The 17560-nt window shown below is 31.1% G+C and carries 22 protein-coding genes and 1 other annotated feature; of the genes, 1 reads left to right on the forward strand and 21 read right to left on the reverse strand.

Annotation, left to right across the window (positions count from 1 at the left end):
- Nucleotides 1–10: 10 nt before the first annotated feature.
- Nucleotides 11–1045, reverse strand: coding sequence for a selenide, water dikinase SelD (gene selD, locus RBU61_RS11270; RefSeq protein ID WP_308875525.1), 1035 nt, complete (start codon nucleotides 1043–1045; stop codon nucleotides 11–13).
- A gap of 12 nt (nucleotides 1046–1057) precedes the next feature.
- A complete protein-coding gene (locus RBU61_RS11275) occupies nucleotides 1058–1690 on the reverse strand; it encodes a helix-hairpin-helix domain-containing protein (RefSeq protein ID WP_308875526.1) in 633 nt (210 codons plus the stop codon).
- A 138-nt stretch (nucleotides 1691–1828) separates the two neighbouring features.
- Here RBU61_RS11275 and RBU61_RS11280 point away from each other — a divergent pair, with 138 nt between their 5' ends.
- A complete protein-coding gene (locus RBU61_RS11280; RefSeq protein WP_308875527.1) occupies nucleotides 1829–3091 on the forward strand; it encodes a D-alanyl-D-alanine carboxypeptidase family protein in 1263 nt (420 codons plus the stop codon).
- A 79-nt stretch (nucleotides 3092–3170) separates the two neighbouring features.
- Here the strand turns inward: RBU61_RS11280 and RBU61_RS11285 are convergent, their stop codons facing one another.
- The 19 genes from RBU61_RS11285 to minD form a co-directional block, all read right to left on the reverse strand.
- The gene (locus RBU61_RS11285; protein WP_308875528.1) at nucleotides 3171–4553 is read right to left on the reverse strand and encodes a cation:dicarboxylate symporter family transporter; all 1383 of its coding nucleotides are present in this window, start codon (nucleotides 4551–4553) and stop codon (nucleotides 3171–3173) included.
- 135 nt (nucleotides 4554–4688) lie between these two features.
- Nucleotides 4689–4934 (reverse strand) — a binding site (T-box leader).
- A gap of 245 nt (nucleotides 4935–5179) precedes the next feature.
- Nucleotides 5180–5560, reverse strand: a complete 381-nt coding sequence (locus tag RBU61_RS11290) for a RidA family protein (RefSeq protein WP_308875529.1) — start codon at nucleotides 5558–5560, stop codon at nucleotides 5180–5182.
- A 13-nt stretch (nucleotides 5561–5573) separates the two neighbouring features.
- Nucleotides 5574–5918 (reverse strand): ribosome silencing factor, encoded by a 345-nt coding sequence (gene rsfS, locus RBU61_RS11295; RefSeq protein WP_308879815.1) that lies wholly within the window; start codon nucleotides 5916–5918, stop codon nucleotides 5574–5576.
- Nucleotides 5919–5977: 59 nt separating this feature from the next.
- On the reverse strand, nucleotides 5978–6544 hold the full coding sequence (gene yqeK / locus RBU61_RS11300) for a bis(5'-nucleosyl)-tetraphosphatase (symmetrical) YqeK (protein WP_308875530.1): 567 nt from the start codon (nucleotides 6542–6544) through the stop codon (nucleotides 5978–5980).
- A complete protein-coding gene (gene nadD, locus RBU61_RS11305; RefSeq protein WP_308875531.1) occupies nucleotides 6537–7154 on the reverse strand; it encodes a nicotinate-nucleotide adenylyltransferase in 618 nt (205 codons plus the stop codon). The genes yqeK and nadD overlap by 8 nt, the downstream gene beginning before the upstream one ends.
- A 57-nt stretch (nucleotides 7155–7211) precedes the next feature.
- On the reverse strand, nucleotides 7212–7505 hold the full coding sequence (gene yhbY / locus RBU61_RS11310) for a ribosome assembly RNA-binding protein YhbY (protein ID WP_308875532.1): 294 nt from the start codon (nucleotides 7503–7505) through the stop codon (nucleotides 7212–7214).
- Nucleotides 7506–7523: 18 nt separating this feature from the next.
- Nucleotides 7524–7703 (reverse strand): hypothetical protein, encoded by a 180-nt coding sequence (locus RBU61_RS11315; protein WP_308875534.1) that lies wholly within the window; start codon nucleotides 7701–7703, stop codon nucleotides 7524–7526.
- 19 nt (nucleotides 7704–7722) lie between these two features.
- Complete coding sequence (gene obgE / locus RBU61_RS11320; protein WP_308875536.1) at nucleotides 7723–8994, reverse strand: GTPase ObgE; 1272 nt, start codon at nucleotides 8992–8994, stop codon at nucleotides 7723–7725.
- A gap of 159 nt (nucleotides 8995–9153) precedes the next feature.
- Nucleotides 9154–9444, reverse strand: coding sequence for a 50S ribosomal protein L27 (rpmA, locus tag RBU61_RS11325; RefSeq protein WP_154442119.1), 291 nt, complete (start codon nucleotides 9442–9444; stop codon nucleotides 9154–9156).
- 3 nt (nucleotides 9445–9447) lie between these two features.
- The gene (locus RBU61_RS11330; protein ID WP_308875537.1) at nucleotides 9448–9792 is read right to left on the reverse strand and encodes a ribosomal-processing cysteine protease Prp; all 345 of its coding nucleotides are present in this window, start codon (nucleotides 9790–9792) and stop codon (nucleotides 9448–9450) included.
- 2 nt (nucleotides 9793–9794) lie between these two features.
- Nucleotides 9795–10106 (reverse strand): 50S ribosomal protein L21, encoded by a 312-nt coding sequence (gene rplU, locus RBU61_RS11335; RefSeq protein ID WP_308875538.1) that lies wholly within the window; start codon nucleotides 10104–10106, stop codon nucleotides 9795–9797.
- 122 nt (nucleotides 10107–10228) lie between these two features.
- A complete protein-coding gene (locus RBU61_RS11340) occupies nucleotides 10229–11452 on the reverse strand; it encodes an Rne/Rng family ribonuclease (protein ID WP_308875539.1) in 1224 nt (407 codons plus the stop codon).
- A gap of 15 nt (nucleotides 11453–11467) precedes the next feature.
- Nucleotides 11468–12163 carry a TIGR03936 family radical SAM-associated protein gene (locus RBU61_RS11345; protein WP_308875540.1) on the reverse strand — a complete coding sequence of 232 codons (696 nt, stop codon included), beginning with the start codon at nucleotides 12161–12163 and terminating at the stop codon, nucleotides 11468–11470.
- On the reverse strand, nucleotides 12160–14007 hold the full coding sequence (locus RBU61_RS11350; RefSeq protein ID WP_308875541.1) for a TIGR03960 family B12-binding radical SAM protein: 1848 nt from the start codon (nucleotides 14005–14007) through the stop codon (nucleotides 12160–12162). Before RBU61_RS11350 ends, RBU61_RS11345 begins: the two co-directional genes overlap by 4 nt.
- Nucleotides 14008–14117: 110 nt before the next feature.
- Nucleotides 14118–14396, reverse strand: a complete 279-nt coding sequence (locus tag RBU61_RS11355; protein WP_308875542.1) for a hypothetical protein — start codon at nucleotides 14394–14396, stop codon at nucleotides 14118–14120.
- 61 nt (nucleotides 14397–14457) lie between these two features.
- Complete coding sequence (locus tag RBU61_RS11360) at nucleotides 14458–15504, reverse strand: FAD:protein FMN transferase (protein WP_308875543.1); 1047 nt, start codon at nucleotides 15502–15504, stop codon at nucleotides 14458–14460.
- A 58-nt stretch (nucleotides 15505–15562) separates the two neighbouring features.
- Nucleotides 15563–16363, reverse strand: coding sequence for an FMN-binding protein (locus RBU61_RS11365; RefSeq protein WP_308875544.1), 801 nt, complete (start codon nucleotides 16361–16363; stop codon nucleotides 15563–15565).
- A gap of 93 nt (nucleotides 16364–16456) precedes the next feature.
- Entirely contained in the window at nucleotides 16457–16735 is a 279-nt protein-coding gene (gene minE / locus RBU61_RS11370) for a cell division topological specificity factor MinE (protein ID WP_308875546.1), read from the reverse strand.
- 12 nt (nucleotides 16736–16747) lie between these two features.
- Nucleotides 16748–17560 (reverse strand): septum site-determining protein MinD, encoded by an 813-nt coding sequence (gene minD / locus RBU61_RS11375; protein WP_308875547.1) that lies wholly within the window; start codon nucleotides 17558–17560, stop codon nucleotides 16748–16750.

A 17560-nucleotide genomic window follows, 5' to 3' on the forward strand; every position in this document is an offset into this window, starting at 1 on the left:
TCCTTATCTTCTATTCTAATATTACATAATAATCCTGTTTCTCATATACTTCTCCCACTACTGCATATTTAGTTGGGGTAGATTTTAATTCTTCTAAAAGCTTATCTTTTTTCTCTTTTGGAATAGATATTAAAAGTCCACCTGATGTTTGAGGATCAAATACTATATCTTCCATATCTTTAGGTACATTTTCATTAATAAAAACATTATTTCCAACATAGGTTCTATTTGCATAGGCTCCGGCAGGAATTAATCCCATTCTAGCATATTCCAATGTATTAGATATTATAGGAATATTATTATGATTTATTTTTATGGTAACAGAGCTTCCCATAGCCATTTCTAAGGCATGACCTATGAGACCAAAGCCTGTTATATCTGTAAGACTATTAACGTCTCCTGTACGGTCTAAAGCCTCTTTAGCGTATTTATTTAAGGTAGTCATTACTTTTACTGCTTCATCATAAGTATCCCTATCTGCTATTTCACCTTTTATTGCAGTATTAATAATTCCTAGTCCAAGTGGTTTAGTTAATACAAGTATATCTCCAGGCTTAGCATTATTATTGGCAAGAACCTTATCTGGATGTACAAAGCCTGATACTGATAATCCGTACTTTGGCTCATCATCTTCTACAGTATGACCTCCTACTGTAATGGCGCCTGCTTCTTTTACTTTATCATATCCACCCTTTAGTATTTCTCCTAATATATTTGGGTCTAAACAATTTGGAAAACATACTATATTCATAGCCAGTTTTGGTTCTCCACCCATGGCATATACATCTGATAAAGAGTTGGTTGCTGCAATTTGTCCAAAGGTATATGGATCATCTACTACAGGAGTAAAAAAATCCAGAGTTTGAATCATTGCTAAGTCATCATTTATTTTATATACAGCTGCATCATCCGATGTCTCTAATCCTACTAATAAGTTTTCATCATAAGTTTTTGGTAAATGACACAAAACTTGTGCCAAAATATCGGGACCGATTTTAGCCGCTCAGCCAGAACTTTTAGTTAATTGTGTTAATCGTTTTTCCATAACTACACCTCTCTAATTTACTATTATTAATTCCTTTATAGCATCAAATTTCTTATTTCCTATTCCTGAAACATTTTTTATATCTTCAATAGTTTTAAATGGATTAGATTCTCTATATTCAATTATTTTGCTAGCTGTTACTTCTCCTATACCTGGTAAGGAAATCAATGATTCTTTTGTACAAGTATTTATATTTATTTTACCAGAAGTATCTTTAGTATTTGATGAATTATTTACATTTAAGGTATTTATTTCTTCCGATAAATCTTCTCCTATTTCAGGTATATATATCTTTTCTTCATCAACTAATTTCTTAGCTAAATTAATTCTATCTATATCTGCATCTTTTCTAAGACCACCTGCTAATTCTACTGCATCTATTAGCCTTTGTCCTGCCTCCAGTTCTACTAATCCTGGTTTGTATACTTGTCCACTTATATGAACCATTATTATTGTTTCTTCACTGTCTATTCCAATATCATCTTCTATGTCTTCATGGGACTCTAATTCAGCATTATTGCTTACTTCCATATCATCTCCCAATTTAATTATATCCCTTGTGAAAAATTTAAAACCTAAACCCAAAACAATTATTAAAACAATTACTAGTATACCTATTTGTTCTCTTTTTGTAAAGGAATCCATAATACCCCTCCTAAAATAATTCTCATTTATTATTAATTCGACTTAATTCTTTTTTTCCCTCTTTTTAAAAATATTTCTACTTAAAGTTTCATTAAGTTTCTGTTATAATCTTATTATAAGAATAAGGTGGTGGATAATTTGAAAAAAGTTTTAATTTTGTTTATTGTTGGGGTCTTACTTAGTACATATTCCTTTTCCTATGCCGATGGCGATTTAGATTTAGTTGGAGAAGGTGTTATCTTAATGGATATGGATACTGGTGAAGTATTATATGAAAAAAACTCTAATTCCCAGTTCTATCCTGCAAGTACTACTAAAATTATGACTGCTATATTAGCACTTGAGAAAGGAAATATGGATGACATAGTTACTATAGACCAAGAGGTTGTAAACTTAACTTCAGGCAGCCATATAGCCTTAGAACCTGGTGAACAAATGTCACTAGAACATCTGATGCAAGCCTTGCTAGTAGAGTCTGCCAACGATGCTGCTCTTGCCATAGCTAAATACGTATCTGGTAGTATAGAAGAATTTAGCAAACTAATGAATCAAAAGGCAAAAGAAGTCGGTGCGTTGAATACCAATTTCGTCAATCCCAATGGTCTACCAAATGAAGATCATAAAACAACCCCTTATGATTTAGCCATGATGGCTAGATATGCTATGAAAAATGAAAAGTTTAGATCTATTGTAGGAAACTATACCTATACAATTCCTGTAACAAATAAAAAATCTGAAACTAGATATTTAAAATCATCCAATAGACTTCTTTATAGTAATGAAAAAATTGATGTAGATGGAAAAACTACTCCTATTAAGTATGATGGAGTTAATGGAGTAAAAACTGGATATACTGTAGCAGCTCAGCAATGTCTAGTTACATCTTTTGAAAAAGACGGCCATAAACTCATAGCTGTAGTATTGAAATCTACTGGTAAAAATGTTTATTCAGATACTCATAAATTATTGAATTATGGAATTGAAAACTTTGAAAAAGTAAAAATAAGTTTTGCAAATAGATTTGTTGATAATTTCAATGTAAACAAAGGTGTTATTCCTTTTGTGGCAGGAGTTACTAAAACTGATTCTTATTTCATAGTGAGAAAAGACCAAAAATCTAAAGTGGAAGAAAAGTTTACAGCAAATAAAACTATAGACGCTCCTATATCTAAGGGGCAAGTATTAGGTAAGGTGGAATATCTTTTAGATGGAAAAGTCATAGCCGAGACAGATATTGTTTCTACTATGGATATAGAAATGATACCTTCTCCTAATATATTTAAGAGTATTTTAAGTAAGTGGTATATATTAATTTTAATAGCCTTAGTATTTGGAAGAATAGTAGCTTTAAACAAGAGAAAAAGAAGACAGAGAAGAAGGACAAGCTTATATAGAATATAAATAAAAAAAGGGGTTTTATAACTGATTTATCAGTTATAAAACCCCTTTTTGCATTTTAATTGTTCCAATTACTATATTTTTATCCTTCTGCATTTACTTCACTATTATACACTTCAACATTTAATTCTCCCATTAGCTTACTTGAAATAAGTCCTGCTACAATTGAGTCACTTACATTAACCATGGTTCTCGCCATATCTATTAATGGCTCTATTGCTATTAATAGTCCTACTAATCCAACTGGTAAACCCATAGTCGATAAAACTGTCAAAGCTGCAAATGTTGCTCCCCCTCCTACTCCAGCTATACCGAAGGAAGATAATGACGTAACTATGACTAATTTGATTAAGAAAGCCGGAGCCAATGGGTTAATGCCAACTGTAGGTGCTATCATTACTGCAAGCATTGCAGGATAAACTCCTGCACATCCATTTTGCCCGATACTAGTACCTAATGAGGCAGATAGATTGGCGTGCCCTTGAGATACCCCTAGTTTCTCTACTTGAGTCTCTATATTTATTGGTAAAGTACCAGCAGATGATCTAGACGTAAATGCAAACATCAAAGGAGTTGCAGCTTTCTTTAAATAAATGATTGGATTTATTCCAAATATTGCTAAAATCACTAGATGAATAATAAAAACTATCAATAAAGCTACATATGAAGCAATTACGAAGTTAATAAGTCTTAATATCTCAGTAAAATTACTTGTGGAGACTATTTTTGTCATAAGTCCCAATACTCCATAGGGTGTTAATTTAAGAATCATAGTAACCATACGCATTACTACATCATGGAGAGATATTATAAGTTTAGTAAAATTTTCAGCTGAATCTGGTTGTTTTTTTCTTATACCTATAGTCGCCAGGCCTATGAATGCCGCGAAGACTACAACAGATAAAGTTGCAGAACTACCTTGACCTGTCATTGAATAAAATGGATTAGTTGGTATTATTTCAACTATTTGCTCCTGAATTGGCTTTGACTTAAAATCTTCTAAACGAGTCTCTAAATTTGCAACTGCCTTTTGCTCATTCTCACCAGACTGAAGACCTTCGGCAGAAAGCTTAAATATATTAGCTGTACCTGCACCAACAAAGGCTGATATAGCTGTAGTTATTAGAAGTACAGCAATTATTTGAGTTGCCATCTTTCCTAAGTTTTTAGAATCTTGATTTATTATGGCAGATGTTATTGAAACAAAAATTAGTGGAATAACTATCATTCTAAGAAGTCTCACATAACCTGTTCCTATAATAGAAAACCAAGTATTAGATTGATTTACTATATCAGATGATGATCCAAAAATTAGCTGAAGCACTATGCCATAGATAATTCCCAATCCCATTGCTAAAAGAACTCTAACTGTAAAAGAAAATCTTTTTTTCTTCATAACGACTAAACCATAAATAATAGCCAGCATAACTATAATATTTATTATTACTGCAAAATTTGTATTCATATCTACACTCCTTTAATCTATTAATATTTATAAACTTAAATTGATTAACCCATCTCCAGGCTTTTAATTATATATTCCTATCACCTCCTTTAAATTCCTATTTTTAGAAAATAAAAAAACTTCTGCCTCTAATAATTCAGAGGCAGAAGTTTAACTCCGCGATCCCACTCCGTTTAGACAAAATAATAGTAATAATGTCTATCTCATTTCCAACACTACCATGCTGTATCTCGATAACGGGAGATTCCGTAACAGTCTACTATTATTCGACTTAACATTCATAGGGGCACTTCAATTAAGCTTATACATAGAGCTTTCTCAGCCTAGAAGCTCCTCTCTGTCTGGTCCACATAATTTACTTTCCCTAATCGCTATGTTTAATTCCTATTAATTTACTATGTTTTATATCGTAATACTTTATATAAAAAAAATCAAGTTATTTTTTATATATTTATATATTATTTCATATATCCCAACAATGTTCCTTTAAAACATTATAAATTTACTTTATATCTATATTATCTTTTTCTAATCTATATATTAAAAAACTCCCACTTCATAAGCAAGTTTTTATTCCTTATCTGCCTATTTTAATGGGAGTATATAAATTCAATTGAACTAGATTATTATATTATTGCTATTCCTTCAATTTCAATGTCTGCACCTTTAGGTAATGCAGCTACCTGTACTAAGGATCTGGCTGGCTTATGTTCTCCAAAGAATTCTTGATAAACTTCATTGATCTTAGGAAAATCATTCATATCTGTTACAAAAACTGTTACTTTAACTAAATGCTCAATACTTGCATGACCTGATTCTAAAACAGCTTTTACATTTTCCAAACATAGTCTAGTTTCTTTTTGAATATCACCTTTGGATAATTCTCCTGTTTTTGGATCAATAGGTAGTTGTCCTGATGTGTAAATTATATTTTCCACTTTCACTCCTTGTGAATATGGACCTACTGCACCTGGTGCCTTATCTGTTGACAAAAATCTTAATGACATAGATAAATCCCTCCTAGTTTTGATTATTTATTTCTTCTTCTTTAGACCATAATCTTTCAAGGTCATAGAATTCCCTTTCCTCTTTATGGAATACATGGACAATTATATCATTAAAATCTAAAAGTATCCATCTTCCACTTTGATAACCTTCCTTAATTATTTCTTCAGATCCTGCCTGAAGCATTTTGTCCTCTACTTCATCAGCTATGGACATTACTTGAGTAGAAGAATTACCACTTACTATAACAAAATAATCTGCAATAGGTGTTAATTTTGTTATATTTAATACTTTTAAATCTATTCCTTTTTTATCTTCACAGGCCTTAGTGATAATATCCAACTTTTTTTGTAAATCTATCATAATCTACCCCCTAAAATATTTGTTATTATATATATAATACAGATCATTTTAACATCTTATTCATTTAACTTTGTAACTAAAAAATTCCTCGCCCTTATGGTATCAGGATGGATAATTTTATTTTCTCCAATTAGAAAAATTATAGTCTTTTCCATAGCTAACAAAACAGATCTATCTAAGTCTTCAAAAGCTAACTCTCTTACTTCTTCAACTCCAGGAAAACTTCTATAGGGTTCTATATAATCTGCTATATAAATTATTTTATCTAACATAGTCATGTTTTCTCTACCAGTAGTATGGTAATAAATAGCATCTAAAATTTCTTTATCATTTATTTTATATTTTTCTTCTGCAAGTTTTGAACCAAGAGGTCCATGTATTAACTCAAGGTTATGTTCCATACAAGTATCTAAGATTATACCAAAGTCATATGCCATTTTCAATAGAATTTGTCTTTCCATTAACTTTCCACAATCATGTAGAATAGCAGCAGTTTTTATTTTTTCAACATCTACATCATATTTACGCCCTAATTCTATGGCCATTTCCATAACCCTTAAAGAATGATTATACCTTTTCTCTCCTATATTTTTAATTAGGCTTTCCTTTAAATTTTTATCCATTTACAATCTCCCCACTATATAACTTATGTTTATAAATATAATCTTCTACTATTTCTGGCACGAGATATTTAATACTTAAATCCTCTTTAACTCTTTCCCTAATTTCAGTAGAAGATATTTCAATAAGTGGTGCCTCTACCCTTGTAAATTCTAATCCATAAAGTTTTTTTAGCTCTTCAATTCTATTTTCTATTTTATCTTCATTTTTTCCTGGCCTATATAGTAATATAAATTTACATAACCCTACAAGTTCCTCAAAACCTTTCCACTTTTCTATTTCAAATATAATGTCTGAACCTATGATAAAATAGACTTCATCTTCTTTATAAATCTTTTTTAATTCTTTTATGGTATCGATAGTATAAGTAATACCTTCCCTATTAATCTCCATAGCAGATATATCAAAATACTCATTTGATTTAATAGCCAAAGAAAGAATATCTAGCCTTTTCTTTCCTTCAGTAATATTTTTATTATTTTTAAATGGATGGACTCCTGACGGAATAAAAACTACCTTATCTAGTTTCAATGAAGTTCTAACATATTCTGCTACTATTAAATGTCCATTGTGAATGGGGTCAAAGGTTCCTCCCATTACTGCAATTTTCATAAAACTCTCCTCCAATTAATAATTAAACTTCAGAAAAATTTTCTGAAGTTTAAACTTTTATCTCGGCAATTCAATAGTCTTATTTTCTTCTGATTCCTTATATATTACAAATTTATTTCCAATACTTTGTACAAATTCTGCACTTGTAGCTTCCGCCACTTCATTAGCAACTTCAGTTGCATCTAATAAACTATTATTTAATACTTTTATTTTTAATAGTTCTCTTGCTTCTAGGGCATCTTCAACTTGTTTAATGAAGTTTTCAGTTATTCCATTTTTTCCTACTTGAAATATAGGATCCATGTTATGTGCAATACTTTTCAAATATGATCTTTGTTTTCCTGTTAACAAATATTTCACTCCTCTAGTTTAGACTTCCACTTCTTTCTTATTCCTTCTATGCTTTTCGTAGTCTGTACTCCCTTTCTTCCAACCTGTTCTACATTTTTCTTCTCTCTGATAGTTATCATTAATCAATACTTCATTTTTCATTAAACAATAATATGTTGGTTGATTTTCTTTACAGTTTCCACAGTTTAAGCAATCCATTTCAATACTTTAACCTCCATTAATTAAAAAATTCAAATTCATATCCACATATAAATACAGATTCTCCCTCTTTTATGCCTAGGTCACTTAATTCATCTATAACACCTTTTTTTCTAAGCATATCTTGGAAATATCTCAGGGAATCCACATCATCAAAATACGTTGCACTTAGAAGTCTATCTATAAATTCTCCTTCTACAATATACTTTCCATCTTCTTTTTTCACAATTATTGAATCATTCATATCTTCCTCTTCATGCATGAATTCTTCATCAAATGTTTCATAAACAATCTCAGTATTCATTAATAAATCCCATATCTCATATTTAAGCTCATCTATACCCTCTAGAGTTGCAGCAGAAAGTGAAATCACTTTATAGCCCTTAGGTTCAAATTCATTTTTAATCTTTTCAAGGCCTTCTTCCGCTCCAGGTATATCCATTTTATTTGCCACTATTATCTGTGGCCTATCCTTTAATTTTTCATTATATTTACTTAATTCTTCATTTATCTTATAAAAATCATCTACAGGATCTCTACCTTCACTGCCTGATATATCTAGTACATGAACAAGAATTCTCGTTCTTTCGATATGTCTTAAAAAATCATGCCCTAATCCCGCTCCCTCATGGGCACCCTCAATTAATCCTGGAATATCTGCTATAACAAAAGATTTCTCCTCTCCGATTCTAACTACTCCAAGGTTTGGTTTAAGAGTTGTAAAGTGATAGTTTGCTATTTTAGGCTTAGCTGCAGAAATAATTGATAGAATAGTAGACTTACCTACATTAGGAAATCCTATAAGCCCAACATCTGCTAGAAGTTTTAATTCAAGTACTATATTTCTTTCCTCGCCTTTTTTCCCTGGCTCAGCAAATCCAGGTGCTTGACGAGTTGCAGTTGCAAATCTTGCATTACCTCTACCACCTCTACCACCTTTGGCTATAACAAATGTTTGATCCTTTTCTTTAAGGTCTGCAATTACTCCACCAGTGGTTTGGTCTTTAACTAAGGTTCCAACAGGTAGTTTTAGTATAATATCTTCTCCACCTTTACCAAATTGTTTCTTAGACCTTCCATCTTCACCATTCTGTCCTATATAAGAACGTTTATACCTAAAGTCCATTAGAGTCCTAATACCTTCATCAGCCTTTAGGATTATACTTCCCCCGTTCCCTCCATCTCCACCATAGGGTCCTCCTGCTGGTTCGAATTTTTCTCTTCTCCAAGCTACTACTCCATCTCCACCTTTACCTGCCTTAACACGTATATTGGCTACATCTATAAACATAGTCTCATCATCCTCATTTATTACTTCTTCATTTTATTTTCAAATCTTTTAAATTTATTATACCAATTTTGCCCCTTCTGTCAATCTAATTGTCCTATCTGAAATAGTTTTTCCAAAAAAATAAAAAATATAAGCTTACCATAATGGTAAGCTTAAGGTTTATGCTAACTCTTCTGCAGGATAAACACTAACTTGTTTTTTATCTCTGCCTTTTCTTTCAAACTTAACTACACCGTCAACTGTAGCAAATAAAGTATCGTCTGAACCTTTACCTACATTGTTTCCTGGATGTATTTTAGTTCCTCTTTGTCTAACTAAGATATTTCCTGCTAAAACAAACTGGCCATCTCCTCTTTTAACGCCTAATCTTTTAGCTTCACTATCTCTACCGTTTCTGGAGCTACCTACTCCTTTTTTAGAAGCAAATAATTGTAAATTCAATTTAATCATCAATTACACCTCCCCATTTTTGAGTGTTACATACTCTGGGTAACTTTCTATTATAGATTTAATTCCTACTACTAAAGATTCTAGTAGAATTTGAGTCTTCTCTAATTTATCATCTTCTATATTATTAGGTAATTCTACACTTAGAAATCCTATATCATCTATAGAATACTTTATAGTTTTTTCATCAATACCACAAACCTTTACTAAGGATAATAACGTAGTCTGAGAAAGTACTGACATAGCAGCACATACTATATCTTTTCCATAGGAGTCATAGTTTGCATGTCCTTCTATGGTATATTTTTTAATTTTATTTTTTTCATCTCTAAATATTTTAGCTACAATCATAATTAGCCTACTATATTTTCGATTCTTACCTTAGTAAATGGTTGACGATGTCCTTGTTTCTTTCTAGAGTTTTTCTTAGCTTTATATTTGAAAACAACAATTTTTTTAGCTTTTCCTTGCTCTAAAACAACAGCTTCAACTTTAGCTCCGTTAACATAAGGTTTACCAGCAACTACATCATTCTCTTTAGATACTAAAAGAACTTTGTCAAAGTTCACATTTGAGCCTTCTTCTACATCTAACTTTTCTACGAAAACAACATCGCCTTGTTGAACTCTATATTGCTTACCACCTGTTTCTATTACAGCGTACATTAATACAGCACCTCCTCTAACCCAGTCTCGCCAATACAGGGTGCCATTGGACTTAAACCCAGATTGAGCGGCTCTACACCCAAATATTCTAACAAATATTTATATATATGTCAATAGCTAATCTACTCTATTATATGACCTCTGCCTTCACACTTGGGACATACTCTGTGAAAATCCCTAGCTAAAGATCTTCTTATTTTTTTTCTAGTCAATTCTACAAGGCCAAGTTTTGTAATATCTATGATGTTAGTCTTTATCTTATCCTTCTTTAAATGTTTTCTCAATATGGACAAAACATCAGAAATATCATTCTTATTTTTCATATCAATAAAGTCTATTATTATTATACCGCCTATATCTCTAAGTCTAATTTGTCTTGCAATTTCTTCGGATGCTTCTATATTAGTTCTTACTACTGTATCCCCTAAGGAACTACTTCCTACAAACTTTCCAGTATTTACATCTATAACTGTCAATGCCTCTGTCTCGTCTATAACTATATAACCACCCGATTTAAGGGATACAACCCTTTGAAGTGCTGTTTGTAAGTCCTGTTGAATTTCAATATCATAGTTAATAGAGAAGTCTTTATCTAGTTCCATTCTATCTGAAAATCTAAATGGAAATGTTTCCTCAGTTAAGATCAAGTTATCGTAAACGTCCTTATTATTCACTATGATTTTTTCAGTCTCATCATTAAGGCTATCCCTTATTATTTGATAACCTAGGCTAGGCTCATTATATAATAGCTTAGGACAGGGTAAAAAGTTTCTTTCCTTTTCTATTTTAGAATAAATATTATATAAAATATTATATTCTTCTTCTAATACAGGTTCATCTATGCCTTCTGATGCTGTTCTGAAAATTACACCCATATCATCTTTTATAATTCTTTTTCCCATTTCTTTTAAATTTTCTATTTCAACTATACTTCGAATTTTTTTTGATATATTTATTTTATTGGAAAAAGGTGTAAATACTAAAAATCTACCAGGTATTTCAATATGAGTAGTTACTTTTGCTCCTTTATTTCCTGAAGGTTCCTTTACTACCTGTACTATTATTTCTTGTCCAGATTTAACTACTTCCGATATTTTATATCTTTTACCATTGTATAGAAGATCTTTCGGTAAAGCATCCTTTACATATAAATAAGCATTTTTACCTTCACCTATGTCTACAAATGCTGCTTCCATTCCTTGTAATACATTAACTACTCTACCTCTATAAATGTTTCCTACTATTTTCTTTTCTTCTTTTTCTAAATGATATTCAACAAGTCTATGATTTTCTACAATGCCTACCCTTTGAAATCCATCTAAAGAATCAATAAAAATATAACTCATAAAAACTCTCCTATCTTATAACGGCTTATATATATTTTTATCTTTTTCCGCATATAGACCTAATCTTTTTATGGCTATAGAATCCATATCTATATTAAGAGTCGTATCTCTATTTAATGCTTCCATCAAGTTTATTGGCTTTAAATTTCCATTATCTCCTGATTTTAATAGTGTTTCTATTATTATATTGTTATCATTTATTTCTTTTAATATTAGGTTTCCTATAAGGTTTTTAATATTTTCTTGTCTTTCAATTTTCTTTTTACCTTTTTTCTTTAATTTGGTAATCATTATCTCTTCCTTAGATAGCCAAGTATTAATTATATCTTCTGCTTCTTCTTTCGTTCTATCTTCACTTATATCAAAGTTTATTTCATAAAATGCCCAGGCAATTAAAGAGGCTATAGATTCTTCTTTTTCTAAATATACAGCTTTAATAATCTGAATATCTCTAGGTAGTACACTGTTCATTTTTTCCACAAATTCTTCTGCTGGAATATATTCAAGATCTACATCCATATATTCCTCTTCAGATTCAATTCCTAGTGATAAAGGGTGAGCTATGGAAAACTTAGGATGGGGATTAAATCCTTCAGAATATTTTATAGGAATATCTGCTCTGTTAAAGCTCCTATGAAATACTCTCATTAAATCTAAATGCCCAATATATCTCAAATAATTTTTCTTATTAAATGTAACTCGTAAAATCAATTATCTCCACCACCTGTCATTGTACATCCCTTTATTCCACATCCTCTACATTGTTGTCTGCAATCAGGTGTAGTTTGTTCTTCTAGGGATCTTTTATATTCTCTCATTAAATAGTCCTTAGATACTCCTGGATTTATAAAATCCCAAGGTAAATTTTCCTCTAAAGACCTATTTCTTAAAGCATAAAAATCCCCATCTATATTTAGCTCTTTTAGAGTCTCTATCCAAGTATCATATTTAAAGTACTCTGACCATCCGTCAAATTTACAACCTTTTTCCCAAGCCCTAAGTATAAGCTTAGATATTCTTCTATCACCTCTGGCTATTATTGCCTCTAGATAGCTTAATTTAGGATCATGGTAGTTAAATGTTACCTTATTATCTTTTATGCTATTCTTTACAAGATATATCTTTCTATAAAACTCATCCATAGATTCTTGACCTACCCATTGAAAAGGAGTAAATGGCTTCGGTACAAAACAAGAAGCACTAGCTGTTACCTTTAGATTACCCTTTCTTTCATCTTTAGGTAAGTCGAAAAACATATCCTTAACTTTATAAGCTAAATCTTTTATTCCCATTACATCTTCATCAGTCTCAGTAGGCAATCCTACCATAAAGTATAGTTTTATAGTAGACCAACCTTCTTTAAACACATAATTTACAGTATTTATTAAATCTTCTTCAGTTATTCCCTTGTTGATTACATCTCTAAGTCTTTGGCTTCCTGCCTCAGGTGCAAAAGTTAATCCTGATTTTCTAACCTTCTCAATTTCCTTTAATATATCTATACTAAAAGAGTCTAGTCTTAAAGATGGTAAAGATACCCCTACTTTCTTTTCTTCAAACTTCTCCATTAATTTAGTAATAAGTATATATAGTTCTGAGTAATCGCAGGAACTAAGGGAAGATAAGGAGATATTTTCATATCCTGTGTTTTTTACTAATTTATCTGCCAATTCTACTATTTTATCCACAGATTTTTCTCTTATAGGTCTATAGATCATACCTGCTTGACAAAATCTACATCCATGTGTACATCCCCTAAAGATTTCCATACTTACTCTATCGTGGACAGTCTCAATAAATGGTACTATCATCTTTTCAGGTGAAAACATGGAGTCTAAATCTTTAATCATTCTCTTGTCTATTGTACTTGGTATTCCTTCAATAAGAGAAATTCTTTCCTTTATTGTTCCATCTTCATTATATATTACATCATAAAACTTCGGAACATAAACACCCTGAATCTGAGCAACTGACTTTAGAAACTCTTCTCTATCCCATTGTCCTTCTTTGTGTTCCTTATATAGCTTAAGTATTTCCAGCGTCACTTCTTCTCCTTCACCAATTACAAAGAAATCAATGAAATCTGCTATAGGCTCTGGATTATATGCACAGGGTCCTCCTGCTATTACAAATGGATATTCATCTGTTCTATCTTTTGATAATAAAGGAATTTTAGATAAATCTAAAATATTTAATATATTTGTATAACTCATTTCGTATTGTAGGGTAAATCCTAAGAAATCAAAATTCTTTACTTCTTCTTTACTTTCCAATGTAAAAAGCGGAAGATCTTCATGTCGCATTTCTGCTTCCATGTCTGTCCAAGGGGCAAATACTCTCTCGCATAGTAGATTTTCTTCTTCGTTTATTAAATTATATAAAATATGAAGCCCTAAATGAGACATCCCAACATCATATATATCTGGAAAAGAAAAAGCAAATTTTACTTTTACCTTTTCTAAGTCTTTTGTTACTGAATTTTCTTCCATTCCAATGTATCTGGCTGGCCTTTCTACCTTTTTTAAAACTCTATCAAGTTTTTTTTGATTAATCATTTGTTTCCACCTTTCATTGATACTCTAGCTATTATCTTATCACTTTTCAACTAATATTAGTAGACAAATTTTAATCCTCAATAGAATGCCTCGGGGATTCCCGAGGCATTCTATTTATTACGTTTATTAAGTTGTCCAGTTAATTCATCTATGGCTTCCATAGATATATCCACTACTTTTCCTAGATACTCTTTTACTTTTCGCCCATCTTCTTTTAAACTAAATTCATAATATACATTTCTTTCAATAATATTAATAATATCATTTGTGATCTTAGTATTCATCATCTTAATTAAAAGTACGATTAATAAGGTAACTAATACAAAAATTAGTCTATTTACTTGCTTATTATAATATTTTTTTGGGGGATTGCCATATCTTTTATTCATAAAATCACCTACCTCGATATTACTATATATTATTTACTTGAAGTAGATTTTATACCATTAATTAGTATTCCTTTATGTTAAAAGAGTTATTCTTATTATTTAGATTAAATTTATCAATTAAAGCTGTAGGTACATAGATTTCCTTACTTTTTGTAACAAATATGGCTTCTACACCTTCTAGAGAGTTTGCAAGTTCCATTCCCCTATCTAATCCTAAAACAAATAATGTGGTAGATAAAGCATCTCCATCTATGGATTTATCAGAAATAATACTTACCCCCGTTATTTCATTATCTGATGGATATCCTGTTTTAGCATCTAAGATATGATGATATTTTTTCCCGTTATAGTTAAAATATCTCTCATAGTCTCCAGATGTGACTATGGACTTATTTTGAACTTCTATTACGCCTAAAAAGTTTCCAGTATATTCAAATGGATCTTGAATCCCTATTTTCCAAAGAGATTCATCTAATTTATTACCATGAGCAAAAACATTTCCACCTAAATCAATTATCGCCTTATTTACTCCATTTTCAGTTAATATCCTTCTTACTTCATCTGTTGCATACCCCTTTACTATACCACCAAGGTTAATCTTCATATTTTTTTCTTTTAGATATATTTGATTATTATCTAATAATTCAAGATTATTATAATTTGTATAAGCTTTTATTTTTTCAATATCCTCCATGGTAGGGATAGATTCTCTCTCCTTCTCTTCAGCCTTTATATTCCATAGGTCTACCAAAGCCCCAATAGTAGGATCATAAGCACCAGAAGATATTTCAGCAAAATGTTTTGCTTCACTTATAACAAAATATGTGTCCTCGTTCACAACTACAGGTTTTATACCTGCACTTTCATTTATTTTTGTTACATCGCTATTTTCTAATGTTGCACTCATTCTTTCTTCTATTTCTTCTAATCTAAAAAATACTTTTTCTAAAACCTTTTCATCAGGTTTATCATATATCTTTACAGTCATTACTGTATCCATTAAAAACTCTGTCCTAGAAATAGGTTCAAGTTCTTTTGTCTTTGTACATCCACTTATAATCATTATTAAAGCCAACACCATAACAAGCTTTAAATATATTTTTCTCATTATTCTATCACTCCATATGATTTGAAAAAACCCTAACTTTTAAGTTAGGGTTTTATTTTTATTTTGCTGCACTTAAAGCTTGGTTTACAAGTTCCATTACATTAGTTCTTGTACTTGTTGCTCCTGTAACACTATCTACGTCAATATTTTCTGTTCCATTATTATCGATGATTAATTTTTGCATTGCTTTAGCCACTTCAAAAGTCGTCTCAAAAGCATAGTTGTCTACTGATTTTACGTCTCCTACCTTTACTCCATCTGCATCTTCTACTGCTATTTCAGCATAGTTAACACCAGTAATTTGACCATCTTGAACTTTTACTTTAACTTCTGCTAACCAGCCGTGACTAGCCTCTGTAGCCTTAGCTTCATATACTCCATCTTTATATACTGAAGTGTATGCTTCTCCTTTAGATGCTTTATCTAATAGTTGTCCTGTAATCTCTTTAAAGGTTCCTTTAGTACTAGTTGCACCTGAAACTGCATCAAAGTCTACTGCATTAAGATCTTTTTTGTCATTGAATTGAGCATTTAAGTCTTTAATTACAGCTATTCCTTCAGCATAAGGATAGTTTGATTCATTTTTAGCTTCTCCTGAGTCTACTAAATACTCATTATAATCTAATGATTCAACTTGCCCATCCTTTACTTCCAGTTTTGCCATAGAATAGTTTCCATGATCACTTACTTCTGTCTTAACTAGATAAGTACCATCTACTAAGTTTTCATTTGCTTCTCCTGATACCTCTGTAACTGGCTTGTTCTCATCTACTGGAGTTGCACCTTTCTTAGCACATCCTGTGAAAACAGCAGTAGTTAAAACTACTGATAATCCTAATGCTAATACCTTTTTGTTCATTTCAAACCTCCTAATTTCTCTTTAGTTATTTATATGCATTAATTATACTATATAGTATAAAGTTTATCAATATTAAACTTTTTATATATAGTTTTATTTATCTTCTTTTACTTTTATTATTGGTATATTTGCTACTAATGCAGAGATTGTAGAACTATCCATATCCCTTTTCATTCTCGTTAGTTTTATATCTAGTCCAGCCTCATCTATATCTGCATATTCGGATATTACTCTAATTATATCACCTTTAATCATATCTAAGAACTTTGGTGAAAGATCTGCTCTATCATGTACCAATACTAATTTAAGTCTTTCTTTAGCTACATTTTTACTCTTCTCATCTTTTTTCCCAAATAATTTAAATAGTTCCAAGAAACTCCCCCCTTATTTACCAAATAACACTTTTAGAATTTTACTTAATTTTCCTTCTTCACCAACATCTAAGTTTAGCAATTCTACTTCTTCCCCTGTTATTCTTTTGGTTATATTCCTAAAGGCCTTTCCTGATAACGCTTTTTCATCTATAACTACTGGTTCCCCTTTATTTGTAGATATGACTATGGCCTCATCGTCTGGTACTATACCTATTAAATCTATGGCCAAGATGTCTATAATATCATCAATATTCATCATATCTCCTCTTTTAACCATTTCATGTCTAATTCTATTTATTATTAGCTTAGGATTATGTAATCCTTTTGCTTCAAGTATTCCTATTACTCTATCAGCATCTCTTACGGCAGATATTTCAGGAGTTGTAACTATAAGTGCTAAATCAGCACCAGCTATTGAATTTTGAAAGCCTTGCTCTATTCCTGCTGGTGAATCTACTATGATATAATCAAATTCTTTTTTTAGTTGATTAACTAATTCAAGCATTTGATCTGGATTAACTGCAGACTTGTCCTTTGTTTGAGCAGCTGGTAAAAGAAACAGCTTTTCATGTCTTTTATCTCTTATTAAGGCTTGTTTTAGTCTGCAATTTTTCTCTACTACATCAACTATATCATAGACTATTCTATTTTCCAATCCCATAACAACATCTAGATTTCGTAGTCCAATATCAGCATCAACAACTACTACGGATTTGCCTAAAAGTGCTAGTCCAGTTCCTATGTTTGCAGATGTGGTGGTCTTTCCCACTCCACCTTTTCCTGAAGTGATAACTATAGCAGTTCCTAGTTTCTCTTTGTCCAT

Source organism: Tissierella sp. MB52-C2, assembly GCF_030931715.1.
GTDB lineage: Bacteria > Bacillota > Clostridia > Tissierellales > Tissierellaceae > Tissierella.

Coding starts and splice junctions, on each gene's coding strand:
- RBU61_RS11275 (WP_308875526.1), bottom strand. CDS start 1,690: ATGGATTCCTTTACAAAAAGAGAACAAATAGGTATACTAGTAATTGTT.
- RBU61_RS11285 (WP_308875528.1), bottom strand. CDS start 4,553: ATGAATACAAATTTTGCAGTAATAATAAATATTATAGTTATGCTGGCT.
- RBU61_RS11290 (WP_308875529.1), bottom strand. CDS start 5,560: ATGTCATTAAGATTTTTGTCAACAGATAAGGCACCAGGTGCAGTAGGT.
- yqeK (WP_308875530.1), bottom strand. CDS start 6,544: ATGGATAAAAATTTAAAGGAAAGCCTAATTAAAAATATAGGAGAGAAA.
- nadD (WP_308875531.1), bottom strand. CDS start 7,154: ATGAAAATTGCAGTAATGGGAGGAACCTTTGACCCCATTCACAATGGA.
- RBU61_RS11315 (WP_308875534.1), bottom strand. CDS start 7,703: ATGGATTGCTTAAACTGTGGAAACTGTAAAGAAAATCAACCAACATAT.
- obgE (WP_308875536.1), bottom strand. CDS start 8,994: ATGTTTATAGATGTAGCCAATATACGTGTTAAGGCAGGTAAAGGTGGA.
- rpmA (WP_154442119.1), bottom strand. CDS start 9,444: ATGATTAAATTGAATTTACAATTATTTGCTTCTAAAAAAGGAGTAGGT.
- RBU61_RS11330 (WP_308875537.1), bottom strand. CDS start 9,792: ATGATTGTAGCTAAAATATTTAGAGATGAAAAAAATAAAATTAAAAAA.
- rplU (WP_308875538.1), bottom strand. CDS start 10,106: ATGTACGCTGTAATAGAAACAGGTGGTAAGCAATATAGAGTTCAACAA.
- RBU61_RS11340 (WP_308875539.1), bottom strand. CDS start 11,452: ATGAGTTATATTTTTATTGATTCTTTAGATGGATTTCAAAGGGTAGGC.
- RBU61_RS11350 (WP_308875541.1), bottom strand. CDS start 14,007: ATGATTAATCAAAAAAAACTTGATAGAGTTTTAAAAAAGGTAGAAAGG.
- RBU61_RS11355 (WP_308875542.1), bottom strand. CDS start 14,396: ATGAATAAAAGATATGGCAATCCCCCAAAAAAATATTATAATAAGCAA.
- RBU61_RS11360 (WP_308875543.1), bottom strand. CDS start 15,504: ATGAGAAAAATATATTTAAAGCTTGTTATGGTGTTGGCTTTAATAATG.
- RBU61_RS11365 (WP_308875544.1), bottom strand. CDS start 16,363: ATGAACAAAAAGGTATTAGCATTAGGATTATCAGTAGTTTTAACTACT.
- minD (WP_308875547.1), bottom strand. CDS start 17,560: ATGGACAAAGAGAAACTAGGAACTGCTATAGTTATCACTTCAGGAAAA.